This window comes from Vibrio chagasii, from assembly GCF_002954585.1.
GTDB lineage: Bacteria > Pseudomonadota > Gammaproteobacteria > Enterobacterales > Vibrionaceae > Vibrio > Vibrio chagasii_A.
In genome coordinates this window covers 454146-473346 of the sequence record NZ_MSCI01000002.1, presented here as the reverse complement: position 1 = coordinate 473346, position 19201 = coordinate 454146, and the positions used below count along the sequence as shown (strand labels likewise).

General features: G+C 45.2%; 16 protein-coding genes and 5 tRNA genes. 19 read left to right on the top strand and 2 right to left on the bottom strand.

What is annotated here, in order from left to right; genetic code table 11:
• Nucleotides 1-97: 97 nt before the first annotated feature.
• The 6 genes from BTO10_RS10205 (at nucleotide 98) to BTO10_RS10180 (ending at nucleotide 1926) form a co-directional block, all read left to right on the top strand.
• A tRNA-Leu gene (locus tag BTO10_RS10205) sits at nucleotides 98-182 on the top strand.
• A gap of 52 nt (nucleotides 183-234) precedes the next feature.
• Nucleotides 235-311, top strand: a tRNA-Met gene (locus BTO10_RS10200).
• Nucleotides 312-366: 55 nt separating this feature from the next.
• Nucleotides 367-451 (top strand) — tRNA-Leu (locus BTO10_RS10195).
• Nucleotides 452-481: 30 nt separating this feature from the next.
• Nucleotides 482-556, top strand: a tRNA-Gln gene (locus BTO10_RS10190).
• A gap of 82 nt (nucleotides 557-638) precedes the next feature.
• Nucleotides 639-723, top strand: a tRNA-Leu gene (locus tag BTO10_RS10185).
• A 156-nt stretch (nucleotides 724-879) separates the two neighbouring features.
• Nucleotides 880-1926, top strand: coding sequence for a lactonase family protein (locus BTO10_RS10180; RefSeq protein ID WP_105024463.1), 1047 nt, complete (start codon nucleotides 880-882; stop codon nucleotides 1924-1926).
• A 68-nt stretch (nucleotides 1927-1994) separates the two neighbouring features.
• Here BTO10_RS10180 and BTO10_RS10175 read toward each other — a convergent pair whose 3' ends face one another.
• Nucleotides 1995-3170 carry a 2-octaprenyl-3-methyl-6-methoxy-1,4-benzoquinol hydroxylase gene (locus BTO10_RS10175; protein ID WP_105024462.1) on the bottom strand — a complete coding sequence of 392 codons (1176 nt, stop codon included), beginning with the start codon at nucleotides 3168-3170 and terminating at the stop codon, nucleotides 1995-1997.
• A 307-nt stretch (nucleotides 3171-3477) separates the two neighbouring features.
• Here BTO10_RS10175 and miaB point away from each other — a divergent pair, with 307 nt between their 5' ends.
• The 5 genes from miaB to lnt all read left to right on the top strand — a co-directional run bounded on the left by miaB (nucleotide 3478) and on the right by lnt (nucleotide 9210).
• Nucleotides 3478-4902, top strand: a complete 1425-nt coding sequence (gene miaB / locus BTO10_RS10170) for a tRNA (N6-isopentenyl adenosine(37)-C2)-methylthiotransferase MiaB (RefSeq protein WP_004737649.1) — start codon at nucleotides 3478-3480, stop codon at nucleotides 4900-4902.
• 165 nt (nucleotides 4903-5067) lie between these two features.
• Complete coding sequence (locus tag BTO10_RS10165) at nucleotides 5068-6189, top strand: PhoH family protein (protein WP_105024461.1); 1122 nt, start codon at nucleotides 5068-5070, stop codon at nucleotides 6187-6189.
• Complete coding sequence (gene ybeY, locus BTO10_RS10160; protein ID WP_004737646.1) at nucleotides 6190-6651, top strand: rRNA maturation RNase YbeY; 462 nt, start codon at nucleotides 6190-6192, stop codon at nucleotides 6649-6651. It begins immediately after the preceding gene.
• A gap of 118 nt (nucleotides 6652-6769) precedes the next feature.
• Nucleotides 6770-7660, top strand: coding sequence for a CNNM family magnesium/cobalt transport protein CorC (gene corC / locus BTO10_RS10155; RefSeq protein ID WP_004737645.1), 891 nt, complete (start codon nucleotides 6770-6772; stop codon nucleotides 7658-7660).
• A 32-nt stretch (nucleotides 7661-7692) separates the two neighbouring features.
• Complete coding sequence (lnt, locus tag BTO10_RS10150; RefSeq protein WP_105024460.1) at nucleotides 7693-9210, top strand: apolipoprotein N-acyltransferase; 1518 nt, start codon at nucleotides 7693-7695, stop codon at nucleotides 9208-9210.
• A gap of 72 nt (nucleotides 9211-9282) precedes the next feature.
• Here the strand turns inward: lnt and BTO10_RS10145 are convergent, their stop codons facing one another.
• Nucleotides 9283-9753 (bottom strand): zinc ribbon-containing protein, encoded by a 471-nt coding sequence (locus BTO10_RS10145; RefSeq protein ID WP_061033217.1) that lies wholly within the window; start codon nucleotides 9751-9753, stop codon nucleotides 9283-9285.
• 262 nt (nucleotides 9754-10015) lie between these two features.
• Here BTO10_RS10145 and leuS point away from each other — a divergent pair, with 262 nt between their 5' ends.
• The 8 genes from leuS (at nucleotide 10016) to BTO10_RS10105 (ending at nucleotide 19154) form a co-directional block, all read left to right on the top strand.
• The gene (leuS, locus tag BTO10_RS10140) at nucleotides 10016-12592 is read left to right on the top strand and encodes a leucine--tRNA ligase (protein WP_105024459.1); all 2577 of its coding nucleotides are present in this window, start codon (nucleotides 10016-10018) and stop codon (nucleotides 12590-12592) included.
• Between the two features lie 165 nt (nucleotides 12593-12757).
• Nucleotides 12758-13411 carry an LPS-assembly lipoprotein LptE gene (locus tag BTO10_RS10135; protein WP_105024458.1) on the top strand — a complete coding sequence of 218 codons (654 nt, stop codon included), beginning with the start codon at nucleotides 12758-12760 and terminating at the stop codon, nucleotides 13409-13411.
• Between the two features lie 12 nt (nucleotides 13412-13423).
• On the top strand, nucleotides 13424-14449 hold the full coding sequence (holA, locus tag BTO10_RS10130) for a DNA polymerase III subunit delta (RefSeq protein WP_105024457.1): 1026 nt from the start codon (nucleotides 13424-13426) through the stop codon (nucleotides 14447-14449).
• A 50-nt stretch (nucleotides 14450-14499) separates the two neighbouring features.
• Nucleotides 14500-14817 (top strand): ribosome silencing factor, encoded by a 318-nt coding sequence (gene rsfS, locus BTO10_RS10125; RefSeq protein ID WP_008224165.1) that lies wholly within the window; start codon nucleotides 14500-14502, stop codon nucleotides 14815-14817.
• Nucleotides 14818-14820: 3 nt separating this feature from the next.
• Nucleotides 14821-15291, top strand: coding sequence for a 23S rRNA (pseudouridine(1915)-N(3))-methyltransferase RlmH (rlmH, locus tag BTO10_RS10120; protein ID WP_004737638.1), 471 nt, complete (start codon nucleotides 14821-14823; stop codon nucleotides 15289-15291).
• Nucleotides 15292-15297: 6 nt separating this feature from the next.
• On the top strand, nucleotides 15298-17190 hold the full coding sequence (gene mrdA, locus BTO10_RS10115) for a penicillin-binding protein 2 (protein ID WP_105024456.1): 1893 nt from the start codon (nucleotides 15298-15300) through the stop codon (nucleotides 17188-17190).
• A complete protein-coding gene (gene rodA / locus BTO10_RS10110) occupies nucleotides 17190-18311 on the top strand; it encodes a rod shape-determining protein RodA (protein WP_105024455.1) in 1122 nt (373 codons plus the stop codon). Before mrdA ends, rodA begins: the two co-directional genes overlap by 1 nt.
• 3 nt (nucleotides 18312-18314) lie before the next feature.
• The gene (locus BTO10_RS10105; protein ID WP_105024454.1) at nucleotides 18315-19154 is read left to right on the top strand and encodes a septal ring lytic transglycosylase RlpA family protein; all 840 of its coding nucleotides are present in this window, start codon (nucleotides 18315-18317) and stop codon (nucleotides 19152-19154) included.
• Nucleotides 19155-19201 lie beyond the last annotated feature (47 nt).

The window sequence follows — 19201 nt, the reverse complement described above, 5'->3', positions numbered from 1 at the left end:
CAGGTAGCCCAGCCACTATTTATAACTCCTTGCTAATAGCAATGAGCACAACGTTTTATTGAGTCACCAATACTCAGTATAACTACAAAGATTTGCTGCGGTCGTGGCGGAATTGGTAGACGCACCAGATTTAGGTTCTGGCGCCGAGAGGTGTGAGAGTTCAAGTCTCTCCGACCGCACCATTATTTTCTCTTTCATTAGAGAACAAATAGTGAGTCTATTAGATTCGTTATTGGCTACTTAGCTCAGTTGGTTAGAGCACATCACTCATAATGATGGGGTCGCAGGTTCAAATCCCGCAGTAGCCACCACTTATACAACGTCGTATTGAATCACCAATATTCAGTATGACTATAAAGATTTGCTGCGGTCGTGGCGGAATTGGTAGACGCACCAGATTTAGGTTCTGGCGCCGAGAGGTGTGAGAGTTCAAGTCTCTCCGACCGCACCATTATTTAGATATCTTAATTGATGTCATTGTTGGGCTATCGCCAAGCGGTAAGGCACCGGCTTTTGATGCCGGCATTCCCTGGTTCGAATCCAGGTAGCCCAGCCACTATTTATAACTCCTTGCTAATAGCAATGAGCACAACGTTTTATTGAGTCACCAATACTCAGTATAACTACAAAGATTTGCTGCGGTCGTGGCGGAATTGGTAGACGCACCAGATTTAGGTTCTGGCGCCGAGAGGTGTGAGAGTTCAAGTCTCTCCGACCGCACCATCCTTAAATAAAACCCAGCTTTTTAGCTGGGTTTTGTTTTATCTGGAATATGTAAATCTGATAACCCCGTCACCAAGTATTTCTCCCTATTTAATCACTTCATGACTTTTTTAGAAGACAATGTCTGCTCCACTTTCTAATTGAGTATGACGCCTTATGAAAAACCTTACTTTAACGATCGGTTGCTACACAGACACTCCCAGTAAAAGCCAAGGCGTGTATCAGGCTCAGTTAGACTTGGAAAGCGGTAAACTATTACCTATAGAGCTCGTTACAGAGTGTTCTAACCCATCTTTTGTTGTCGCGACAGAGCTTGGTATCTATACCGTGTCTGAAGTAAATCAGCCAAAACAGCCACAGCTGATTCATATACCTAGCCCTAACTCAAAGACGGTTAAGAACTCCGGCACCATCGCTGGCGATCACCCCTGCCACATCGCAATTGATCCTAGCCACAAGTTTGCTATTACTTCTCAATACTCATCAGGCTCATTCGATGTTTTTAGTTTAAGTATCAATGGCAATATCGATAAACGACTTAAAACAATAGCTATGGTGGGTTCAGGGCCTAATAAAGAACGTCAAACAGCACCACATGCTCATCAATGTCTGTTCTTACAAAACGCACCACAATTTGTCACCGTCGACCTTGGCGCTGATCGAATCAACTTCTATTGCTTTGATGAAGAGCAGGAAGAGTTTCTAGACGAACCGATGCAATCCATTAAAGCCCCTTCGGGCAATGGACCTCGTCACCTGGTTTTCAATAAAGATGAAGACAAAGCCTATGTGATCTGTGAGCTCTCTGAAACGATACTGATGATGGAGAAAACTCTTGGGCACTGGAATATTGTTGAAGAGATTGAGGCGCTACCAAATATGGAAAAAGGAGAAGCTACCGCTGCGATAAAGCTATCGCCGGATGAGCAATTCCTCTACGTCTCTTGTCGGCATCAATCGATGATCAGTTGCTTCAAAATCGAACCCAAAACGAAGATGCCTATTTTCATTGATAGCTATAGTACCGAAGGTCATTTCCCTCGTGATTTTCATATTACTCATGATGGTGAGTGGCTTATCGCTGCAAACCAGCACTCGAATAACATCACGTCCTTCAAACGAAATACTGAAGACGGCTCTCTGGTTTACACTGGCTACTCATTAGAGCTAGATAAGCCCGTTTGTGTGACACAGCAACGATAGACGAAATCAAATACAAAAAAGGAGAGCATTCGCTCTCCTTCTCTTTTTAAACTGTCTGAAACACTCAATTAAAGGCCCAAGGCATATTTCAGTACTTGGGCTTTAATTGGCCCTGAATTCTCTGCTAGCTTGAGCGCTGCATTACGCACAAACTTAAGTGGGCCAAAATCATTACTGAACGTCTTATAGAAGAAATCCATACCGCTTTGCATCACTAGATTGTCACCTCTTCTCATCACCTCGTAGCGTCTTGCTACAGAATGATTCAGCTCGCCTTTTTCTTTGGTTACATCCAATAGCGCTGCAACATCTTTGAAGCCTAGATTCACACCCTGCCCTGCCAATGGGTTGATCGTGTGTGCCGAGTCTCCAACCAGAATGCAGTTGTTCTTAAAATAAGATTGCGCATGACGTCGAGTGAGAGGGAAAGAACCAGAGTTAAGTACTTTGATGTCTCCTAATTCCGCAGGGAAGTTAGCAAGTACTTCACTGCGAAGCTTGTCTGGGCTCATTGCCGACAGTTGCTTAATGCGAGATGGTGAGTCATACCAAACCAAGGAGCCCTGCCCGACTTCCTGATCTCCTGAACTAAAAGAACACAAAGGAAGGAATGAACGCGGCCCGCTAGGCAAAAACTGTTGCCAAGTAATATCTTGTTGAGGAAGATCGGTTTCCACATTGATTAGCATACAGTGCTGACGGTAGTCCCAAGCAGTGATGCCAATACCCGCTTGCTGTCTAACTGCAGAGTTCGCACCATCGGCACCAACTACCCACTTCGCTGATAACTCGATACCAGATTGAAGTTTAACGATATTAGTTTCGCCAAATTCGATAGAGTCCAACTTTTCGGGACACAACAGTTCTAAGTTGTCATAAGCATCGAACTGAGACCATAAGCCCAATTGAATAAGTCGGTTTTCAACAATGTAGCCTAAACGAGGCAAATCAAGTGACGCAGCATCAAATCGAGTACGACATTCTGGGTGTTCCCACGTTTCTAAGCGCTTGTAAGAGCAAACTCGCATTGCTGCTATGTTCTGCCATGCGCCAAGATCGTCAAGTAAATCGACTGACGCTTGAGAAATCGCTGATACTCGAATGTCCATCGCTTGCGACTCATCAAATGCTTGGGGCGCAAAACCTTCGATCACAGCAACCTGCATTCCTTGCTTAGCAAAACCGATCGCTGTTGCCGCACCAACCATGCCGCCGCCGACGACCACAATATCGTAACTGTTCATATTTTGTACTTATCAGTTTGATTCTTTGACTGTTTTTGATTGTACGTTTTCACAACGAACTTGTAACCAAAAACCTTATTTGAAAAATGGGTTACCCCTTGCTAAATCTAGTGTTAACGAGAATAAAAACCACTTCCGAAGAGATTTTATCAGACTACTAGTCAGTCGGTTTTGAAACCAGTACAATACGCCGCTTGCCGCTAGGGTGAGCCATAAAATGAATACCTAATTATGGCCATAGACTCTCGCGGATAGATACCGGGCGATTTGCTCCCTTAAATTAAACTAACGATCGAGCGAACAAAAAATGAGTAAGAAACTGCTAATTAAAACTTGGGGCTGCCAGATGAACGAATACGATTCATCAAAAATGGCTGACCTGCTAAATGCCGCAAATGGCTATGAGCTAACTGAAGTACCTGAGGAAGCAGATGTACTACTACTGAATACTTGTTCTATCCGTGAAAAAGCGCAAGAAAAAGTATTCCACCAGCTTGGTCGTTGGAAAACGCTAAAAGATAAAAAAGAAGGTGTGGTAATCGGTGTGGGTGGCTGTGTAGCGACTCAAGAAGGCGACCACATCCGTCAACGTGCACCATACGTAGACGTTATCTTTGGCCCTCAAACACTGCACCGTCTTCCAGAGATGATCAAATCTTCTCTATCTAACGAAGCGCCAGTGATGGACATCTCTTTCCCTGAGATAGAAAAGTTCGATAGCCTACCTGAGCCTCGTGCTGAAGGGGCGACGGCATTCGTTTCTATCATGGAAGGCTGTTCTAAGTACTGTACATACTGCGTAGTACCTTATACTCGTGGTGAAGAAGTTAGCCGTCCAATGGACGATGTACTGTTCGAAGTTGCTCAACTTGCAGAGCAAGGTGTACGTGAAGTTAACCTACTAGGTCAGAACGTAAACGCATACCGTGGTCCAACTCACGAAGGTGATATCTGCACATTCGCAGAACTACTTCGTCTTGTGGCTTCTATCGATGGTATCGACCGTATTCGTTTCACCACAAGCCACCCGCTTGAGTTCGGTGATGACATCATCGCAGTATACGAAGATACACCTGAACTTGTGAGCTTCCTTCACCTACCAGTACAAAGTGGTAGTGACCGTATCCTTACGATGATGAAACGTCCTCACACTGCTATCGAGTACAAGTCGATTATTCGTAAGCTTCGTAAAGCACGTCCTGACATTCAAATCAGTTCTGACTTTATCGTTGGTTTCCCTGGTGAATCTAACCAAGATTTCCAAGACACGATGAAACTGATCAAAGACGTTGATTTCGATATGAGCTTCAGCTTTATCTTCTCCCCTCGTCCGGGTACACCTGCTGCAGACTACCCATGTGACGTGCCTGAGCAAGAGAAGAAAGATCGCCTATACGAACTACAACAAACCGTAAACTCACAAGCAATGCGCTACTCTCGCTTAATGCTTGGTACTGAGCAACGTGTGCTGGTTGAAGGTCCGTCGAAGAAGAACCTAATGGAACTTCGCGCACGTACAGAGAACAACCGTGTTGTTAACTTCGAAGGTAACGCAGATCTAATTGGTCAATTTGTTGATGTGAAGATCACTGACGTATTCGCAAACTCTCTACGTGGTGAGTTGGTTCGTACAGAGAAGGATATGGACCTACGCAGCATCATCTCTCCAACACAGATGATGGCTAACACAAAACGTGAAGATGAGCTGGGTGTGGCAACATTTACGCCATAAGCAAAACATCTAGGTTCAGCAAAAAGCTGACCAACAAAGCTTGAAATTACCTAACTAAGTGACCATCTTAGAAATAGGGAAATCGCCACTAGAAGCCCGGTCCCAATCGGGCTTCTTGCTCTTTGTTTATTGGAAAGAGTGGGTGGCACAAAATGAGAGGCTAATTTGAGCAATAAAATCGTTACCCTAGAAGTCAATCTAGAACCCGCAGATAACCATCGCCTTGCAAGCCTTTGTGGCCCATTCGATGACAACATCAAACACCTTGAGCGCCGTTTAGGTGTCGAGATTAACTACCGCAGCAACTTCTTCACTATTGTTGGTAAGCCTCATACGGCTGCTGCTGCACTCGATATTGTTAAGCGCCTGTATGTTGAATCTGCTCCGGTCAAAGGCACGATTCCAGACATCGAGCCAGAACAGATTCACCTGGCTATCAAAGAGTCTGGTGTTTTAGAACAGAATGTAGAGTCTGATATTGAACACGGCAAAGAAGTGTTCATTAAGACCAAAAAAGGCGTGATTAAGCCGCGCACCCCAAACCAAGCACAGTACCTAATGAACATGGTGACTCATGACATCACCTTTGGTATTGGTCCTGCTGGTACGGGTAAAACATATTTGGCTGTCGCTGCCGCCGTAGACGCATTAGAGCGCCAAGAGATCCGTCGTATTCTATTGACGCGCCCTGCAGTTGAAGCGGGTGAGAAGTTAGGTTTCCTGCCTGGTGATTTAAGCCAAAAAGTAGACCCATACTTGCGTCCACTTTACGATGCACTTTTTGAGATGCTGGGCTTTGAACGCGTAGAGAAACTGATTGAGCGTAACGTGATTGAGGTTGCACCTCTTGCGTACATGCGTGGTCGTACACTGAACGATGCCTTCATCATTCTTGACGAAAGCCAAAACACGACTGTTGAACAGATGAAGATGTTCCTAACTCGTATTGGCTTCAACTCGCGCGCGGTAATCACAGGCGATATCACTCAAATCGATTTACCTCGTGGTGCAAAATCTGGCTTGCGTCATGCGACCGAAGTTCTAAGTGAAGTCGATGACATCAGCTTTAACTTCTTTATGTCTGAAGACGTGGTTCGTCACCCAGTGGTTGCTCGTATTGTCAACGCTTACGAGAAATGGGAAGCGAAAGACCAGAAAGAGCGTAAAGAGTTTGAGAAACGTAAACGTGAAGAGCGCGAAGCGAAACTTCTTGAGACTCAGCAAGCGGTTACGACACAATTAGCAACACAAAATAGTTCTGTGATTGCAGAACAAGGTGATAAATAGATGTCTATTGAACTAGACCTACAATTAGCGGTCGAAAATGAGCAAGGTCTTCCAACAGAGCAGGACATTCAGTTTTGGTTGGATAAGACTATACCTCAGTTTCAAAAGAGCGCTGAGCTTACTATCCGTATCGTAGATACCGAAGAAAGCCACCAGCTAAATCATGAATATCGTGGTAAAGACAAACCAACTAACGTGCTATCTTTTCCATTCGAGGCTCCTCCTGGGATTGAGTTAGATCTTCTAGGTGACCTCATTATCTGTCGCCAAGTTGTCGAAAAAGAAGCAGAAGAGCAAAATAAGCCTCTGCTAGCGCACTGGGCTCATATGGTTGTACATGGCAGTCTGCATCTGCTAGGTTATGATCATATCGAAGATGATGAAGCTGAAGAGATGGAGTCACTCGAGACAGAAATCATGCAAGCTATGGGGTTTGAAGACCCATATATTCTAGAAAAGTGAATCGATTCTAGTTACGTAGATTGCAGAGAAACAATAACTCATCGAACCTGTATTTTTCAGGAATCTGAGTTGTGATGTGTGCTATCACACTTCTGATAGCGTTATTTTTTGAGAAATCATGAACGAAGGTAACCCCCCCACTTCTGAGGGAAGTAAAAAATCTGAAGGTCCGAGTAGAAAGTCCTTCTTTGAACGCCTAGGCCAACTATTTCAAGGCGAGGTAAAAGACCGCCAAGAGCTCGTAGATGTAATCCGCGACTCAGAAATTAATGACCTGATTGACCACGACACTCGCGACATGCTCGAAGGTGTTATGGAAATTTCAGAGATGCGAGTACGCGATATCATGCTGCCTCGTTCTCAAATGGTTACAGTAGAGCGCACCGATGATTTAGATACATTGATTGCGTTGATTACTGATGCTCAACACTCTCGCTACCCAGTGATCAGTGAAGATAAAGACCATGTTGAAGGCATTCTATTAGCGAAGGACCTACTTAAGTACCTGGGTTCAGATAGCGCCCCATTTGATATCGAACAAGTGATTCGCCCTGCGGTTGTTGTTCCTGAAAGTAAGCGTGTTGATCGCTTACTCAAGGAGTTCCGTGAAGAGCGTTACCACATGTCTATCGTTGTTGATGAGTTTGGCGGTGTCTCTGGCCTAGTAACCATTGAAGATATCCTCGAAGAAATCGTTGGTGAAATTGAAGACGAGTTCGACGATGAAGAAGAGTTGGATATCCGTAAGCTGAGTAAGCATACCTTCTCTGTTAAAGCTTTAACCACCATTGAAGAGTTCAACAACACGTTTGACACTGCTTTCAGTGATGATGAAGTGGATACAGTAGGTGGCATGGTTATGACAGCCCTCGGTCATCTGCCAGTTCGTGGCGAAATTGTAGAAATCGAAAACTACCATTTCAAAATAACATCAGCAGATAATCGTCGCGTGATTCAGCTACAGGTAACCATCCCTGACGAGCAGCCTCTTCCGACTATCGAAGAATAACCACTTCTCTCTAAAGAGATGACAGAAATTAGATGACTAAGACTTTTGTTCATCGCCTATTACGGCCGCTTGCGGCCGTTTTTGTTGGCGCTATAACCACCCTCTCGTTCGCTCCATACTCAATATGGCCTCTTGCCATTCTCAGCCCAGCTTTATTACTGCTACTGATCCACAATCGCTCTCCTAAAAGCGCGCTTTGGATTGGTTATGCATGGGGCCTAGGTCAGTTCACTACAGGAATCAGCTGGGTATACGTCAGTATTGACGGCTTTGGCGGTATGCCATTAGCAGCCAACCTATTTTTGATGGCACTCCTCGTTGGCTATTTAGCCGTATACTCAGGGCTATTTACTTGGAGCTTAAATAAGTTCTTCCCCGCTAATAATTTAAGCCGATTCTTCCTAGCCGCTCCGGCACTATGGTTAATCAGTGATTGGCTACGCGGTTGGGTAATGACAGGCTTCCCATGGCTATGGTTGGGCTACAGCCAAATCGACTCTCCATTGGGCTCGTTCGCACCAATTGGTGGTGTGGAGTTAGTGACCCTTGCTATTATCGTTTCAGCATCCGCGTTTGCTTATGCTGCTATCCATAGAGCCTGGAGCATTGCTGTTATTCCTGCTGTTGTATTTAGTACAGGCTTTGGTATTCGAAACATCGATTGGGTAACGCCGAATCCTGAAAAAACAACCTCAGTGGTGTTGATTCAAGGCAACGTTGACCAAGACAGCAAATGGCTGCCAAGTCACCGCTGGCCAACCATGATGAAATACACCGATCTCAGCCGAGAAAACTGGGATGCTGATATCATCATCTGGCCAGAGGCCGCTATTCCTGCTTTTGAAGTCGAGATACCCTCTTTTCTGCGCAACTTAGACAGCGCAGCTAAGATGAACAACAGCTCCATCATCACAGGTGTACTAAACCAATCTGAAGATAAGAAATACTACAACAGCATTCTCTCTCTTGGTGTTAACCCATACGGTGAATACAGCTACGACCCGGATGAGCGATACCATAAACATCATCTATTACCGTTTGGTGAGTTTGTACCGTTCGAAGACATATTGCGTCCATTAGCACCGTTCTTTAACTTGCCAATGTCTTCGTTCAGTCGTGGCGATTTCATCCAACCAAACATTGTTGCTAACGGTCGTCATCTAGCGCCAGCTCTGTGTTATGAGATTATCTTTAATGATCAAGTAAGACAGAATGTGACAGACGATACGGACTTTATTCTAACGCTCTCAAACGATGCGTGGTTTGGCCGTTCAATCGGCCCACTACAACATATGGAAATCGCGCAAATGCGTGCCCTAGAGCTTGGTAAGCCGCTTATTCGCTCGACCAACAATGGTGTGACAGCGGTGACGGACTACAAAGGCAATATCATCAAGCAAATACCTCAATTTGAAACGGCAGTACTAAAAACTGAGCTTGTTTCAACAGATGGCCAAACTCCTTACCGCGTGGTCGGTACTTGGCCATTGTATATTTGGGTGCTATTAAGCTTGGTAATTGGCTGGATTATGAGAAAACCAAAGAGCTAGATTCGACATGAAATAACTTTGAGGGTTGGCCGTTTGGCCAACCCTTTTTGTTCGTGTCGTATTGGGGGAGATTTACGGCTTCAGTGCTTTGCGACTAAACCCTTTCGAGCCGCACTTAATGCACGGGATGATGGTCGTGGGGTGGTTATATTCAGTTTGATGGCCACACTCATCACAGACAAGCGTACCCAAGCCAATCACTTCGCCTGCTTGATACAAGCCTTGGTGCTCTAAATCTTGGAATAGCTCGACCCACTCGACTTTAGTGCGATCGGTAATATCGAGAAGCCCCTGCCAAATAGAGTCAGCAATCATCAGATAAAATGGACCGCTTTTGCTCTCTTCGTAGCTCTCAGAAAACTCTTTCAAGTCTGACTTCACGTAAGCCGAGATCAGCGATAGCTCATCTTTAGTCATATCATTGGCGGCTTTCGCATATTTGCCTGACGTTTCAATTTTGTTGTTGAGCTCTTCAGGGCTATGCTTCAGCGTTTCGATAACCTCTTCAACCACTTCCTCGTAGAGTGCTTTTTTCTTCGGCATAACAACCTCCTTAAGATAACCAACGATATAGTGAGTAAACGAAGTGCTACTATGCACTCTCGCTTACAAACAAATGCAATTCATACTCTTAAGTATAGTTGCCCTGCGAAATTCAATGAAAATTACGCCATCTACAAGTCAGCAACTGCAAGTATGAAGGGTATAACTATTGTTGTACTAAGCTCCTTTAGGTATTCTATGACGATCTATAAGATTCTGTTCTAACCGAACTCACAAATTCCAAGATAACCGGATACCATCGATGCAAGAACAATATAACCCGCAAGAGATTGAACAAAAGGTTCAACAACACTGGGATAACAGCGAAACTTTCGTTGTAAGTGAAGACCCAAACAAAGAAAAATTCTACTGTCTTTCTATGTTCCCGTACCCAAGTGGCCGACTGCACATGGGTCACGTGCGTAACTACACCATCGGTGATGTGGTATCTCGTTTCCAACGTCTACAAGGCAAAAACGTAATGCAACCAATCGGTTGGGATGCATTCGGCCTACCTGCAGAAAACGCAGCTGTAAAAAACAACACAGCACCTGCACCATGGACTTACGAAAACATCGAATACATGAAAAACCAGCTTAAGCTTCTTGGCTTTGGTTACGACTGGAATCGTGAATTCGCGACATGTACGCCAGAATACTACCGCTGGGAACAAGAGTTCTTCACTAAGCTTTACGAAAAAGGCCTAGTGTACAAGAAGACCTCTTCTGTTAACTGGTGTCCAAACGACCAAACTGTACTAGCAAACGAGCAAGTAGAAGACGGTTGCTGCTGGCGTTGTGATACTCCAGTAGAGCAAAAGAAAATTCCACAGTGGTTCATTAAAATCACTGAGTACGCTCAAGAGCTACTAGATGACCTAGACAACCTTGAAGGTTGGCCTGAAATGGTTAAAACCATGCAGCGCAACTGGATCGGTCGCTCTGAAGGTGTTGAGCTATCTTTCGCTGTTAACGGTGAAGAAGCGCCACTAGAAGTGTACACAACTCGTCCTGATACGCTGATGGGTGTGTCTTACGTTGGTATCGCTGCAGGTCACCCTCTTGCAGAGAAAGCATCGAAGAACAACCCTGAGCTTGCTGCATTCGTTGAAGAGTGCCGCAACACTAAAGTTGCTGAAGCTGAACTAGCAACGATGGAAAAGAAAGGTATGGATACTGGCTTAACGGCTATCCATCCTCTTAACGGTCGTGTTGTTCCTGTATACGTAGCAAACTTCGTACTTATGGATTACGGCACAGGTGCGGTAATGGCGGTTCCAGCTCACGATCAACGTGACTACGAATTCGCAACTAAATACGGCATTGATATCATTCCAGTCATCAAGCCAGAAGATGGTTCTGAGCTAGATGTATCTGAAGCAGCTTACACAGAGAAAGGCGTACTGTTCGACTCTGGTGAGTTCGATGGTCTTGCTTTCCAAGAAGCATTCGACGCAATTGCTGCGAAGCTAGAAGCTGAAGGCAAAGGTAAGAAGACAGTAAACTTCCGTCTACGTGACTGGGGTGTATCTCGTCAACGTTACTGGGGTGCACCAATCCCAATGGTAACGACTGAAGATGGTGAAGTTCACCCAGTACCAGCAGACCAACTACCAGTGATTCTTCCTGAAGATGTGGTAATGGATGGTGTGACTAGCCCAATCAAGGCTGACAAGTCGTGGGCAGAAACAACATTCAACGGCGAACGTGCTCTACGTGAAACAGACACGTTCGATACGTTCATGGAGTCTTCTTGGTACTACGCTCGTTACTGTTCACCACAAGCTGACGATATCCTAGATCCAGAAAAAGCGAACTACTGGCTACCTGTAGACCAGTACATCGGTGGTATCGAGCACGCTTGTATGCACCTATTGTACTCTCGTTTCTTCCATAAACTGCTGCGTGATGCTGGTTACGTAACGTCTGACGAACCATTCAAGCAACTACTATGTCAAGGTATGGTACTAGCAGATGCGTTCTACCACGAAAACGAGAAAGGCACTAAAGAATGGGTTGCTCCTACTGATGTTGCTGTAGAGCGTGACGGTAAAGGCCGTATCACTTCTGCGAAAGACAACCAAGGCCGTGACGTTTCTCACTCAGGGATGATCAAGATGTCTAAGTCGAAAAACAACGGTATCGACCCACAAGAGATGGTAGACAAGTACGGTGCTGACACAGTACGTCTATTCATGATGTTTGCATCACCTGCAGACATGACTCTTGAGTGGCAAGAGTCTGGTGTTGAAGGTGCAAACCGCTTCCTTAAACGTGTTTGGAAACTGGTTCACGCTCACTCTTCTAAGGGCGCAGCTGAATCGGTTGACGTTGCAGCACTTTCTGGTGACCAAAAAGCGCTTCGTCGTGATGTTCATAAGACTATCTCGAAAGTAACGGACGATATCGGCCGTCGCCAAACGTTCAACACAGCGATCGCTGCGATCATGGAGCTGATGAACAAGCTAGCGAAAGCGCCTCAAGAATCAGCACAAGATCGTGCAATCCTTGACGAAGCACTGAAAGCAGTGGTTCGCATGCTTTACCCAATGACTCCTCACATATCTTACGAAATGTGGATTGCTCTTGGTGAATCAGATGTTGACTCCGCAACATGGCCAACATTTGACGAGAAAGCACTAGTTGAAGACGAGAAGACAATCGTTGTTATGATCAACGGTAAGCTGCGTGCGAAGCTAACTGTGGCAGCTGATGCAACAGAAGAGCAGGTTCGTGAGCTTGGTCTGAACGATGAGAACGCTAAGAAGTTCCTAGATGGCTTAACGATCCGTAAAGTTATCTTCGTACCTGGTAAGCTTCTAAACATCGTTGCTAACTAATCGTTGTAGACTAAAACGAACTTAATTCGTTTTTTGCAGTCTTTAGACAGGGTAATGACATTACCCTGTCTACTTATTTAAACGCTTTACTTTCAGTGACTAACCTCACTTCAACAAGCAAAAGCCTTTAAATAAGTATTCTACCTTCATGAGAGCCATCAAATAATGCGCCTGATTTCACTATCTTCATTGAAAGTTACTATTGTTGTTCTAACCGTTAGCCTACTCAGTGCCTGTGGTTTTCACCTGCGCGGTGACTACTCTGTACCAGAAGAGCTCAACAAGATCTCGGTAACCAGTTACGACCAATACAGTACGTTCACACGTATGATGAAGAGCCAACTGCGTATTAATGATGTAGAGATTGTCCCACCTGCTGAAAATACCCCTAACCTGCACATCATTAGTGAGGGCGTTGGTGAGCGTACTTTATCGCTATACCAAAGTACTCTTGCCGCTGAGAAAGAACTTACATTCAACGCTTCGTACAGAGTAACTATCCCAGAGTTAGGTTCTAAGACATTCTCTACTAGCGTAACCCGCAGCTATCTTGATAACCCACTAACCGCCCTCGCAAAATCGGTTGAACGCGACATGATCGAAGATGAAATGCGCAAGCTAGCAACTAGCCAAATCCTTCGTCAGATGGCTCGCCTAAAAGCCAACATTGCCGCAGGTAGCATGAATCTAGAGTCTTTAGAAACTGTGCAAGTTAAAGAGCTTGAAAAGCAATACAACATCAAGAATGTTGAGATTGACGACGTCGAAATTGATCCAAGTACAGAAGAACAGCCAGAGCTCAGCGAATCTGCTCAATAATAGGTTTATTTGATGCGTATTTTTGCTGACCGATTACCTGAACAACTTACTAAGCAGCTGAGTAACGTTTACCTGATTTTTGGTAACGAACCACTGCTCTTGCAAGAAAGCCGAGAAGCGATTCAAAAAGCGGCTAAACAACAAGGTTTCGAAGAGCGTCACCGCTTTGCGATTGATAACAGTATGGACTGGAACCAAGTCTATGACTGTACCCAAGCGCTAAGCCTGTTTTCTAGCCGTCAAATCATTGAACTTGAGCTACCAGAGTCAGGCGTGAATGCCGCAATAGCCAAAGAATTGTTGGCTATCTCTGAGCATATCCACAACGATATCTTGCTTATTCTTGTTGGCACCAAACTGACAAAAGCTCAAGAAAACGCTAAATGGTTTAAAGCACTCTCTAACCAAGGGCATTGGGTAAGCTGCCTGACGCCTGATGTCAGCAGGCTACCTCAGTTTGTTCAAGCACGCTGTCGTCAAGTCGGATTATCACCAGATCCTGAAGCTGTTCAAATGCTGGCACAGTGGCATGAGGGCAACCTGTTTGCACTCACACAAAGCCTCGAAAAACTGGCGCTTCAGTATCCAGATGGAAAGCTAACCTTAGTACGCTTAGAAAAGTCTCTGAGCCGCCACAACCACTTTACGCCATTCCATTGGAGTGATGCCCTATTGGCAGGGAAAGGGAATCGAGCACAGAGGATTCTCAGACAACTCGAAGCTGAAGGTGTCGAACCGGTTATTCTGCTGCGAAGCGTGCAAAGAGAGCTTGCGTTACTGCTGCAAATGCAGCAACAAATGAAACTCATGCCGATCGGTCAAGTTTTCGAAAAGCATCGTATCTGGCAATCGAAAAAGCCGCTTTATAACGCCGCGCTAACAAGAGTTTCAATTTCTCAATTACACTCATTGTTTGCATTGCTGACCCAAGCAGAATTGATAACAAAAACTCAGTATGAGCAGTCGCCTTGGCCACTAATCCATCAGCTGAGCGTTGAGTTTTGTATCCCTTCAGCTTCAATACCATCTCACGTATAAAAGCGTGTTATGATCTTAGTAGAACCAAATTCAGATTTAAGGAACACCCAGTGTTACGTGAAGAACTAAAAGACTTTCTTGCAGACAAAGCTGACGACATGAAAGCAGAATCTATTGTGACCATCGATGTAGAAGGCAAATCAAGTGTAACGGATTACATGATCGTTTGTACTGGTACATCTAAGCGCCACGTAGCTTCAATTGCTCAGCATGTTGCTGACGAAGTAAAGAAAGCCGGTCTTGAACCACTTGGTATGGACGGCCAGCAAGAAGGCGAATGGGTTGTACTAGATATGGGTACAAGCATGCTTCACGTTATGCAAGAAGAGCATCGTGAACTGTACCAACTAGAAAAACTTTGGGGCTAAACGTTGAAGATCCAGTTAATCGCGGTTGGCACAAAAATGCCGAAGTGGGTTGAAGAAGGGTTTAACGAATATAAACGCCGCTTCCCTCACGACATGCCGTTAGAGCTCGTTGAAATCACTGCAGGTAAGCGTGGTAAGAACGCTGATATCGCTCGTATTCTTCAAAAAGAAGGCGAAGCCATGTTGGCAGCAGTGCCAAAAGGCAACCGAATTGTCACTCTAGATATCCCAGGAAGAAAGTGGGACACACCACAACTTGCAGAGCAATTGGAAAGCTGGAAGTTGGATGGACGTGATGTTTCTATCCTGATTGGCGGGCCTGAAGGACTAGCACCCGCATGTAAAGCGGCCGCAGACCAAAGTTGGTCTCTGTCTGCGCTTACTCTCCCTCACCCATTAGTACGCGTTATCATGGCTGAAAGCTTGTATCGAGCTTGGAGCATAACTGCTAACCACCCTTATCATCGAGAATAAGCGTTAATGTTACGTAAACGTAGCCAAATCCGTGATTACAAAGCAGAAGCACGACTATTTACTAGCCGTGCTTTTGTTGCGTTTGCAGGCATCATAGCCATGATGTCATTGTTGGTTGTTAACCTGTATAACATTCAGGTCAACCAATATCAAGACTATAAAACTCGCTCTAACGACAACCGTATTAAGGTCGTGCCAATCGCACCGAACCGTGGTTTGATTTACGATCGAAACGGTGTACTTCTTGCCGAGAACCGTCCGGTTTTCAACCTAGAAATCACACCAGAAAAAATTAAAGATATGGACGACACACTTGTCCGTCTACAAGAGTTAATTGAGATCCCACCAGAGCGTATTGAACGATTTAACCGTGAGCGCCGTAATTCACGACGCTTTAAATCAGTACCTATTCTTAACCAGCTGACAGAAGAACAGGTAGCTATATTCTCGGTGAATCAACACAAATTCCCAGGTGTTGAAGTTACAGGTACTTTAAAGCGCTTCTACCCGTACGGTGATGTGCTTACCCACGTTATTGGCTATGTCTCTCGAATCAACGACCGTGATATGCAGCGCTTGGTACGCGAAGAAAAAGACGCCAATTACCAAGCGACCCGTGATATCGGTAAGCTCGGTATCGAACGCTATTACGAAGATTTGCTACACGGCACAGCCGGCTATCAAGAAGTTGAAGTCAATAGCCGTGGACGTGTTATCCGCACGCTCAAATTTGTTCCTTCTGTTCCAGGTAAAGATATTGTACTGAACCTAGATATCAACCTTCAGCTTTACGTTCATAAGCTACTCGATGGCCGACGTGGTTCTGCAGTTGTATTGGATCCAAAAGATAACGGCGTATTGGCGATGGTTTCAAGCCCGAGCTATGACCCGAATGCGTTCGTACATGGCATTTCCTCTAAAGGTTATAACGCACTGCTTCAGGATAAGAACCGCCCTCTGGTAAACCGAACCACACTTGGCATCTATCCACCAGCATCAACGATCAAACCTTTCATGGCTGTAGCTGCATTACAGGAAGGTGTCATTACACCGAATACTACACGTAACGATCCTGGCTATTGGAAGATCCCTAACTCTAAAACTCGACCATTCCGAGATTGGTTACGTTGGGGCCATGGTAAAGTCGACATCGTCAAAGCGATTGAAGAATCGGTGGACACGTTCTTCTACCAGATCGCGTATGACCTAGGTATAGACCGCATATCCAAATGGATGATGATGTTTGGATTTGGTGATTACACGGGCATCGATATTTACGAAGAAAGTAAAGCCAACATGCCAACCCGAGACTGGAAAATGGCCAGACACCGTGTGCCATGGTACCAAGGTGATACGATCCCTGTAGGTATCGGCCAAGGCTACTGGACAGCCACACCAATGCAGATTGCGAAAGCGACCTCTGTACTGGTCAATAAGGGCGAGGTAACAGCACCTCACCTATTGCGTGCCACCATTGAAAACGGTCACCCATTCGACGAGCAAGTTATGTCGGACATTGAAACTTACCCGCCACTAACAGGCGTTAAGAAGAAATACTGGGATATCGCTCAAGAAGGTATGAAGCTGGCTAACCACGGCAAAAAAGGAACGGCAAGACGCTCATTCCAAAATATGTCTTACGTTACCGCAGGTAAATCAGGTACAGCACAAGTCTTTGGTCTGAAAGAAGATGAAGAGTACAACGCCGATGAAATTGCTGAGCACCTGCGTGACCACGCGTTGTTTACTGGCTACGCACCAATCGAATCTCCAGAGGCCGTTGTTACCATTGTTCTAGAAAATGCTGGCGGTGGTTCTTCTAATGGTGCTCCAGTAGTACGACGAATTCTAGACCACATTATCCTTGCAAAAGATTATCAAAGCGAGCCAATAAAATAATGAAACTTGATCCTTCAACAGGACGAAACAGAGCCTTATTTGAAAGGCTCCATATCGATCTGCCACTATTACTCGGCATTCTTGTTTTAATGGGCTTTGCCTTATTAATCATGTACAGCGCGAGCGGACAGAGCCTAGCGATGATGGATCGCCAGGCAATGCGTATGGCACTCTCTTTGGGCGTAATGATCTTCTTAGCTCAGATATCACCACGTACCTACGAGACTTTAGCCCCTGTGCTATTCGCTGGTGGCGTTATTCTGCTATTAGGCGTACTCTTCTTTGGCGAAGCCTCTAAAGGTGCGCAGCGTTGGCTTAATTTCGGCTTTGTCCGATTCCAGCCCTCAGAGCTCTTAAAGCTCGCCGTGCCTTTAATGCTGGCGAGATTTATTGGTAAGCGTTCACTACCACCGACATTCCAAACCTTGGCAATCTCGCTGGTTATGGTGTTCGTACCAACCATTCTAATCGCTAAGCAGCCCGACCTAGGCACTTCTATCCTTATCGCGGCATCGGGTATCTTCGTAATCTTCCTAGCAGGTATTAGCTGGAAGATCATTGCCAGTGCAGCTGTCGCCTTAGGCGCATTTATCCCAATTCTGTGGTTCTTCTTAATGCGTGAATATCAAAAGGTGCGTGTAAGAACCCTTTTTGATCCTGAATCCGATCCATTAGGTGCGGGTTACCACATCATTCAAAGTAAGATTGCGATAGGTTCAGGCGGTATATCCGGAAAAGGCTGGCTACAAGGGACTCAGTCTCAACTAGAGTTTATTCCTGAACGCCATACTGACTTCATCTTCGCGGTTATCGCTGAAGAATGGGGCATGATAGGTATCTTGTTCTTACTGGTTATCTACCTATTCATTATTGGACGTGGTTTGTACCTCGCAAGCCAAGCGCAAACCGCCTTTGGTCGAATGATGGGCGGCAGTATTGTACTGAGCTTCTTCGTTTATATTTTTGTAAATATTGGCATGGTAAGTGGCATTCTACCGGTTGTAGGTGTACCTCTTCCTTTGGTCAGCTATGGCGGCACCTCTATGGTCACCCTAATGGCTGGTTTTGGTATTTTAATGTCGATCCACACACACAGAAAAGCATTCTCAAAGGCGACCTAATCGATGTCCATTACAACGTTTTCAAAAAAAGCATCTTTGGTTGATGAACTGCCAATCAAAAAAATAGTCTCAATTCTGGGCTTAGCGATTTTAATCAATGGCTGTTCCTCGCAGAAGCCAAGTGGCCGCTACGATATCGATTCAGATATCGCGCCAGATGCCCCTATTTCGGTCGAGCATTTAGAGGACGCACACCCTCAATACGAACCCTACAGCCTAGGTGGTAACAGTGACTACACTCTGCGCGGTGAAGACTACAAAATCGTAAAGGAAACCGAAGGCTTCATCGAGAAAGGCAAAGCGTCTTGGTACGGCAAAAAATTTCATGGTCATTTGACATCGAATGGTGAGATTTACGACATGTATTCAATGTCGGCGGCACACAAAACATTGCCTATTCCAAGTTATGTCAAAGTCACTAATACCGACAACAACAAAACAACGATTGTGCGTATTAATGATCGCGGCCCATTCCATGAAGGCCGAATCATTGACCTCAGTTATGCGGCGGCTTACAAGCTTGATGTCTTAAGGACAGGCACCGCAAATGTTGAGATTGAAGTGATCAAAGTTGCAATGCCAACTGATGCCAAAAAGAAGGCGGCTTTGCCACAATTTATTATTCAAGTCGCGACATCGCAACATGAAGACAGAACGGAGAAGTTAGCCAAAGATCTCAGCGAAAAGCTAGCAGTAGCAAGCTTCTTGCAGCCAAATGATGGTCAATACCGCCTAATGCTTGGGCCATTTCATGACTATGCTCTGACTCAAGAGAAATTAGAACAGGTTAAGCTCATGGGTTACCCTTCTGCTTATATCAAGAAACACACGCTAACTCGCTAATTAATCTGACAGTAACCTCTGGTAATCAGCGCTCTGGTGTGACAGAG

Bases quoted from the DNA above. Each gene is read 5' to 3' on its own strand.
- BTO10_RS10180 (WP_105024463.1), top strand. From the start codon at position 880: ATGAAAAACCTTACTTTAACGATCGGTTGCTACACAGACACTCCCAGT.
- BTO10_RS10175 (WP_105024462.1), bottom strand. From the start codon at position 3,170: ATGAACAGTTACGATATTGTGGTCGTCGGCGGCGGCATGGTTGGTGCG.
- miaB (WP_004737649.1), top strand. From the start codon at position 3,478: ATGAGTAAGAAACTGCTAATTAAAACTTGGGGCTGCCAGATGAACGAA.
- ybeY (WP_004737646.1), top strand. From the start codon at position 6,190: ATGTCTATTGAACTAGACCTACAATTAGCGGTCGAAAATGAGCAAGGT.
- corC (WP_004737645.1), top strand. From the start codon at position 6,770: ATGAACGAAGGTAACCCCCCCACTTCTGAGGGAAGTAAAAAATCTGAA.
- lnt (WP_105024460.1), top strand. From the start codon at position 7,693: ATGACTAAGACTTTTGTTCATCGCCTATTACGGCCGCTTGCGGCCGTT.
- BTO10_RS10145 (WP_061033217.1), bottom strand. From the start codon at position 9,753: ATGCCGAAGAAAAAAGCACTCTACGAGGAAGTGGTTGAAGAGGTTATC.
- leuS (WP_105024459.1), top strand. From the start codon at position 10,016: ATGCAAGAACAATATAACCCGCAAGAGATTGAACAAAAGGTTCAACAA.
- BTO10_RS10135 (WP_105024458.1), top strand. From the start codon at position 12,758: ATGCGCCTGATTTCACTATCTTCATTGAAAGTTACTATTGTTGTTCTA.
- holA (WP_105024457.1), top strand. From the start codon at position 13,424: ATGCGTATTTTTGCTGACCGATTACCTGAACAACTTACTAAGCAGCTG.
- mrdA (WP_105024456.1), top strand. From the start codon at position 15,298: ATGTTACGTAAACGTAGCCAAATCCGTGATTACAAAGCAGAAGCACGA.
- rodA (WP_105024455.1), top strand. From the start codon at position 17,190: ATGAAACTTGATCCTTCAACAGGACGAAACAGAGCCTTATTTGAAAGG.
- BTO10_RS10105 (WP_105024454.1), top strand. From the start codon at position 18,315: ATGTCCATTACAACGTTTTCAAAAAAAGCATCTTTGGTTGATGAACTG.